At 72.8% G+C, this 6,550-nt stretch carries 6 protein-coding genes; 5 read left to right on the top strand and 1 reads right to left on the bottom strand.

The features are described from left to right. Window positions 1-165: 165 nt before the first annotated feature. The 4 genes from fes to ACFU99_RS28310 all read left to right on the top strand — a co-directional run bounded on the left by fes (window position 166) and on the right by ACFU99_RS28310 (window position 4,463). Window positions 166-1,452 (top strand): enterochelin esterase, encoded by a 1,287-nt coding sequence (gene fes / locus ACFU99_RS28325; RefSeq protein WP_384397291.1) that lies wholly within the window; start codon window positions 166-168, stop codon window positions 1,450-1,452. Window positions 1,453-1,546: 94 nt separating this feature from the next. Further along, window positions 1,547-2,518 carry an ABC transporter substrate-binding protein gene (locus ACFU99_RS28320; protein WP_384397288.1) on the top strand — a complete coding sequence of 324 codons (972 nt, stop codon included), beginning with the start codon at window positions 1,547-1,549 and terminating at the stop codon, window positions 2,516-2,518. A 255-nt stretch (window positions 2,519-2,773) separates the two neighbouring features. After that, window positions 2,774-3,157, top strand: coding sequence for a hypothetical protein (locus ACFU99_RS28315; RefSeq protein WP_384397285.1), 384 nt, complete (start codon window positions 2,774-2,776; stop codon window positions 3,155-3,157). Beyond that, entirely contained in the window at window positions 3,147-4,463 is a 1,317-nt protein-coding gene (locus ACFU99_RS28310) for a ricin-type beta-trefoil lectin domain protein (protein WP_384397283.1), read from the top strand. The genes ACFU99_RS28315 and ACFU99_RS28310 overlap by 11 nt, the downstream gene beginning before the upstream one ends. A gap of 126 nt (window positions 4,464-4,589) precedes the next feature. Here ACFU99_RS28310 and ACFU99_RS28305 read toward each other — a convergent pair whose 3' ends face one another. Continuing rightward, window positions 4,590-5,543 carry an NAD(P)/FAD-dependent oxidoreductase gene (locus ACFU99_RS28305; protein ID WP_384397280.1) on the bottom strand — a complete coding sequence of 318 codons (954 nt, stop codon included), beginning with the start codon at window positions 5,541-5,543 and terminating at the stop codon, window positions 4,590-4,592. A 116-nt stretch (window positions 5,544-5,659) separates the two neighbouring features. On the opposite strand from ACFU99_RS28305, the gene ACFU99_RS28300 reads away from it, so the two are divergent. After that, window positions 5,660-6,493, top strand: a complete 834-nt coding sequence (locus ACFU99_RS28300) for an oxidoreductase (protein WP_384397277.1) — start codon at window positions 5,660-5,662, stop codon at window positions 6,491-6,493. The last annotated feature ends 57 nt before the right edge of the window (window positions 6,494-6,550 follow it).

The raw sequence follows: 6,550 nt of genomic DNA, 5'->3' as shown, positions 1-6,550 counted from the left end.
GGACCGGACGGGTCCGGCGTCGCCGGTTCCGGCACCGCCGGCGGGTACGGGGCCGTCGCGCCCGCGAACGCCTCGCTCGGCTCCGACGGGAGCCGCCGTACGGGCACGGGGGCACCCCTCACCGGCCCCTCGGCGGCAGCCGGGGTGGCGACCGGAGTCGCGGTCATGGCCGGACGGCCGGTGGTGACGGGGGCCGACAAGCCGCCGCTCTCCCCCCGGCCCGTGCCGGTCGAGACGACCGAGAGCCCCCGGCTGACGCGGCTCGCCCGCGAAATGGCGGCGGCGCGGTCCTGGAACGCGCGCAGCGCCGTGCTCGGCGCGTTCTGGAACGAGGTGCGGACGACCGGCACGCCGATGACCGAGCCGATCGAAGGCGACCCCGGGCACCGGGCCGTCACCTTCCTCTGGCGCGGGGACACCGAGACCCGGCAGGTCCTGCTGCTCGTCAACCGGCTCCTCGACCGCTGCGACCTCGCGGCCAGCCTCATGCGCCGGCTGCCCGGCACCGACGTCTGGCACCTCACCTACCGGCTCCGCGCCGACCACCGCGGCTCGTACCGCATCGCCCCCGACACCACCGGCTTCGCACGCTCCGAACTGGAGCGCCTGGCCGACACCGCCGTACGCGACCCCCACAACACCCGCACCGTGCCCACCCGTTGGCACGGCCGTCCCAGCTCGGCCTTCGAGCTGCCCGAGGCCCCGGCCCGGCCGTGGGAGACCCGCCGCGACGGCGTCGCGCGCGGCACGGTACGGCAGCACCGCGTCGCCAGCGCGGCGCTCGGCTCGGAGCGCGAGGTATGGACGTACGAGCCGCCTGTACCCGGCGGCGGGACGGACACCCTCGTCCTGCTCGACGGCGACATGTGGTTCGGCCAGATCGGCATCGAGAACACCCTGGACAACCTCATCGCCGACGGCGCCATCCCGCCGCTGACCGTGCTCGCCCCGCACGCCGTCGACAACCCCACCCGCAGAACGGAGTTCGGCGGAAACCCGGCGTACATCGACTTCCTCGCCGCCGAACTGCTGCCCTGGGCGGCGGAGCGGCTGCCCGTAGCGCTCGACCCGGCCCGCACCGTCGTCGCGGGCCAGAGCCTGGGCGGGCTGACCGCGCTGTACGCCGGGTACTCCGCGCCGTACCGCTTCGGCAAGGTGCTCGCCCAGTCCTCCTCGCTGTGGTGGCGCCCGACCGACGAACACGCCGGCACCACGACGTGGATGACGCGCCGCTTCACCGAAGGCGCCCCGCGCGAGCTGCGGTTGCATCTCGACGTCGGGCTCCACGAGTGGGGCATGCTCGAACAGACCCGCGAGCTGCGCGCCGCGCTGCGCGCCCGCGGCTACGACGTCAGCGGCTCGGACTTCAACGGCGGCCACGACTACGTCTGTTGGTCGGTCGGGCTGGCCGAGGGCCTCGTCAGCCTGCTCGGCAGCCAAGAGCACGCCTGACACACGATCAGCCGGACGGCGCGCCCACGGCCGTATCCAGCCCCCACAACCAGTCACCCCTACCGACATCACGCAAAGCCAAGGAGCAACACCCATGCAGTTCCGCAGAACCGCCGCCCTGCTCGTCGCCGCCATAGCCGGCAGCCTCGCCCTCACCGGCTGCGGCAGCGACTCGAAGGACGGGACGCAGGACAAGGCGGGCGGCTCCGACAAGCGCACCGTCACCGACGCCAACGGCAAGAAGGTCGAGGTGCCCGCCGCGCCCAAGAAGGTGGTGACGCTCAGCGAGCCGACCCTCGACGCCGCGCTCGCCCTCGGCGTCGAGCCGATCGGCGCGACCAGCGGCCGCGGCCAGTCCGGCGTCGCCAGCTACCTCGCCGAGAAGGCCAAGTCCGCGAAGATCGTCGCCAATGTCGCCGAGCCGGACCTCGACAAGCTCTCCGCCATGCGGCCCGACCTCATCCTGCTCGACGAGACCGTCGGCGCCAAGCGCGTCCAGGACAAGCTCAAGGGCCTCGCGCCCACCGTGCTCACCGCCAAACTCAACGCCCCCTGGAAGGACGCCTTCACCGCCACCGCGGACGCCCTGGGCAAGAAGGCCGACGGCGAGAAGCTGCTCGCCGGGTTCGACAAGCAGGTCAAGGACGTGAAGGCGGGGCTGGGCGGCAACGCCGGGGCCGTCACCAGCGTCATCCGCTGGCAGAACGGCGCGCCCTCCGTCGTCGGCAAGGGCAAGGGCCACGTCGGCGACACCCTCGCCGGCCTCGGCCTGAGCCGCCCCAAGGACCAGCAGGGCGAGAGCTCCGGCCACAGCGAACCCGTGAGCCTGGAGCGGCTCGACTCCATCGACGGCGACTGGCTGTTCTTCGGCGCGCTCGGCGACAAGGCCGCGGGGGAGAAGGGGCTCAAGGAAGCGGGCGGGGTCCCCAACTTCAACAAGCTGAGGGCCGTCTCCAAGCACCACGTCGTGGTGATCGACGGCTCGGCCTGGAACAGCTCGGGCGGCCCCCTCGCCGCCCAGGCCGTGCTCGACGATGTGAAGTCGGCCATGGCGAAGAAGGGTTGACGCCACGTCAAGCAGCTGCCTCGGCGCGGTCCCCGACGGTCACGCCGGCCCGCACCCGTCCATCCCGGCGTCGAGCAGCTCACCTTCCCCGCCCCCTGACAGCGCAACGGGGCGCTCCCCATCCAGTCATGAACCGGGAGCGCCCCACCAGGGCCGATCACCGTAGCCCCCGGGCGCCGCACCACTGCCGATGAGGCGGATGCATTCATAGACTGGTCTATTGCCGGTACGGGGGTTCAGGGAGGCGGATGATCAGTGGACAACATCGGCTTACGCGTGGTCGGCATCGACGACGCCGACCACGAAGAGCTGCACGAGCTCAGCATGAACTTGCGCCGCCATCTGTTGGAGCGCGGTATCGACGACGTGCGGATCGCCGGCGCGGGGGCGCTGCCCGAGCGCGCCAAGGCCGGTCAGGCTCTCGCCGTCGGAGCACTCGTCGTATCGCTGGCTCCGCTGCTGGTGCGCGACGCTTTGCACGCGGTGGAGACATGGATGCAGAACCGTCCCGTCCGCAGCGTCACCGTCACTCTGGACGGCCGCAGCATCGAACTGGGGCATGCCTCCCCGGAGGACCAGCAGCGGCTTATCGAAGGCTTCTTGAACGCGCGGGCGAGCGTAGACCACGATGGCAGGTGAGCGGAGAGCACTGCTGATCGCCACCGGTACCTACGACAACGCCACGCTCCGCGCCCTGCGCTCGCCGGTGCACGACGCCGAAGGCCTCGCTGCGGTCCTGCGCGCCCCGCAGGTGGGGAACTTCGAGGTGACCACGCTGCTCGATCTGCCCGCGTACCAGATCACCCGGGCGTTGGAGACATTCTTCCGGGGGCGAGGGCGTGAGGATCTCCTACTCGTCCACATCTCGTGTCACGGGATCAAGGACGACGACGGGCAGCTCCACTTCGCCGCCCGGGACACGGACAAGGACCTGCCCGCGTCCACGGCGGTCCCGGCCGGTTTCTTGCACGCCCAGATAGAACGGTGCCGGGCCCGAAGCATCGTGGTGCTGCTCGACTGCTGCTACAGCGGTGCCTACCTCCCCGGCGCCAAGCGCGACGACGCCGTGCACGTGGAAGAGGAACTGGCCGGTCACGGCGTGGCGGTGCTGACCGCCACGAGCCGCACCGAGTACGCCTGGGAGGGCGAGGTGCTCGAACAGCGGGGGCCGACGCCCTCGCGCTTCACCGGGGCGGTGATCGAGGGGCTGCGCAGCGGGGCGGCCGACATCGACGGCGACGGGCGGATCACCGTCACCGAGCTCTACGACTACGTCTACGAGACGCTGCGGCACGAAGGGGCCCGACAGACCCCGCGCATGCACGCGGACTTGCAGTACCAGGTCGTCATCGCGCGGGTCCCCCTCTCCGACGGCTCGCCCGTGGTCAGGGACGCCTTCGTCTCCCAGCCTCTCCGCCCGACCCGGCGCCGCCGTCTACGGTGGCGGCCGGGGCGACGGCGCTACGCACTCGGGGCGGCCGGGGTTCTCGTCCTCGTCGCGTTGGTCCTTGGGCTATGGCGGCCCTCATGGCTGTGGCCCGGTACTGCCGGATCGGGGTCGAAACCCAGCCCCGCGGGCGCGTTCGTCGGTCTCGCGGGCAAGTGCCTCGACGCGGCCGGCCCGAACGCCCCAGTTCGAATACAGCGCTGCAACGGCTCCCGCTCACAACACTGGACCGTGGGCCGTGACGACACCATCCGGGCCCTCGGCCAGTGCTTGGACGCCTTGGGCGGCGGCACGGGCGTCGGTACCCGCATACGGCTCCACGACTGCAACGACACGGGCGCGCAGCACTGGACGTATAACGCCGCGACCCACGACATCGTCAACTTGCCGGCCGACAAATGCCTCGACGTCCTGGAGAGGAAAACCACCGACAACACCCCCACCCAGATCTGGGACTGCACCGGCGGCTCCAACCAGAAGTGGGAGCTCCACTCCTGAGGCCGAACTCGTCCCGGAGAAGGGCGGCAGCGGACGAACGCCATCGACCTCGCCGAGCCGAGTCGGCCTCGCACGCCGCGAGGCCCAGGCCGACCGGCCATGCCCGCGCCCGCCCGCGCGCAGGCGTCAGCCGACCGCCAGCCGGGCGGCCTCCCGGGCGCAGCCCCAGGACACGGTGATGCCCGCGCCCCCGTGCCCGTAGTTGTGCACCACCCGGGAGCCGCCCGGCAACTCCTCGGCCTCCAGCCGTACTTGGGACCGTCCGGGCCGCAGTCCCACCCGGTGTTCCACGACGCGCGCGTCCGCCAGCCCCGGATGGACGCGCGCGCACCGTGCCACGATCGCCGCGGCCGTCGCCGGGTCCGGCTCGCGGTCCCATACGTCCTCGCGCGCCGTGCCGCCGAGCACGACCCCGTACGGCTGCGGAAGCACGTACATCGTGTCCGAGGCGGAGTGGTCCGCGGCCAAGAACCCCTCGGCGATGCCCGGGTTCTCGACGACCACGATCTGTCCCTGCACGGGATGCACGCCGGGGTCCGGCACCAGGTCGCGCGCACCGAGCCCGGTGCAGTTGACTATGGTCGGGGCCGCCCGGCCGGCGTCCGCGAGCGAGGAGACCGCGCGGACCGCGACCGTGCCGCCCGCCGCCTCCAGCCGTCGCCGCAGATAGGCCAGGTGGCTGGGCATGTCGATGATCGGGACCCGCGCCCGCAGCCCTCTCTCATAACCGCGCGGCAGCTCCTCGGCCTTCGACGGCCGCAGGCCCCGCACATCGCGCGCCCAAGGCCCCAGCTCCGCGACGTCCAGCCCGCCCTGCACCCCGTCGACCAGTCGTACGCCCGTCTCGTCCGGGTCCGCGGCCAGCTCGGTCTGCACCTCCAGCGACCGCAGCGACCAGGCGCCGACGGCCTCCTCGGGCTCGATCCGGTACGGCCACCAGAGCCCGCCGGCCACCGCCGACGTGGTGTCCGCCGCCGCGTCCCGGCTCCACACCTCGACCCGCCGCCCGCTCTCCGCCAGCACGATGGCGGTGGTCAGACCGATGACCCCGCCGCCGATCACGATCGCATCGCTAGTCATACCCGGACGCTATCCGCTGGACGCCGGTCGAGCGCCCCGGGGGTCAGGGTCGGCCGCGGGATACGGAATGCGCGCCGCCGGGCGCGGATCGGTCCGCACGTGGGAATACTCGGCATATGGCAGCGGAGTACGTCACCTTCGGGCTGGCGCCGGCGACGCGCACCGGAGGTGTGCTCGCCAACGGCGCCTACCAGCTCCACCGGGACTTCCTCGACTTCATCGTCGACGGCAGACCGCTGCTGCTGCGCCTCGCCGACGTCGACGCGGTCTCGCCGCTCGCGTCCGACCTGGGCCCCTCGATCTTCACCTCCGAAGTGCGGCGGCTGCTGCTGGAGACCGACGCGCCGCCCGCGGACGGCCGCTTCGTCATCTACGGCTGCCCCGAGTGCGAGGGGCTGGAGTGCGGCGCGGTCACGGCGGTCATCGAGCGCGACGGCCCCGACATCGTCTGGCGGGACTTCGCCTGGCAGACGGACACGACGCCGGACCTGGAGCGCAACGGCTACGCGGGCGTCGGCCCGTTCCGCTTCCGCGGCGAGGAGTACCGCGGGGAGCTGGAGCGGCTGCTCGCCGACGGCGACCGCCCCCACGAGCTGCCCACCCGCCGCGTGCTGCTCGTCGGGCAGCGCGTCGCGCAGATCGAGGAGGCACTGGAGCGCGGCCCGCGCGAGCAGCGCCGGCTGACCCGGCTCACCGCGCATCGCAGCGGACGGGCGGGGGAAGCGGAGGTGGAGGTGGCTGCCCCCTGCCGGGTGTCCCTCCTCGGCTACCGCGTCGACCGGCTCCTCCGGCCCCGCGCGTACGACGTCTTCGACGGCCGTCTGGAACCCGGCCGCCACCGGATCGCCCTCGGCGCGAAAGCCGCCGCCCCCGGCGCCTTCATCGTCGCCCGCACGAGCGGCAACGTCCTCGTGGCGCCCGTCGCGTCGGCCCCGCCGGGCACCGCCTGACCGGCGTGACCGCTTGTACGGGCCGGGGCCCGCCGGCGGCGCCGAGGGGCGTTGGCT

Origin of the sequence: Streptomyces sp. NPDC057654 (genome assembly GCF_042800135.1) — a bacterium.
Lineage (GTDB): Bacteria > Actinomycetota > Actinomycetes > Streptomycetales > Streptomycetaceae > Streptomyces.
This window is presented reverse-complemented; position numbering and strand designations above follow the sequence as displayed.

Excerpts from the sequence above, each read along its gene's own strand:
- fes (WP_384397291.1), top strand. The coding sequence starts at position 166 with ATGGCCGGACGGCCGGTGGTGACGGGGGCCGACAAGCCGCCGCTCTCC.
- ACFU99_RS28305 (WP_384397280.1), bottom strand. The coding sequence starts at position 5,543 with ATGACTAGCGATGCGATCGTGATCGGCGGCGGGGTCATCGGTCTGACC.
- ACFU99_RS28310 (WP_384397283.1), top strand. The coding sequence starts at position 3,147 with ATGGCAGGTGAGCGGAGAGCACTGCTGATCGCCACCGGTACCTACGAC.
- ACFU99_RS28300 (WP_384397277.1), top strand. The coding sequence starts at position 5,660 with ATGGCAGCGGAGTACGTCACCTTCGGGCTGGCGCCGGCGACGCGCACC.
- ACFU99_RS28320 (WP_384397288.1), top strand. The coding sequence starts at position 1,547 with ATGCAGTTCCGCAGAACCGCCGCCCTGCTCGTCGCCGCCATAGCCGGC.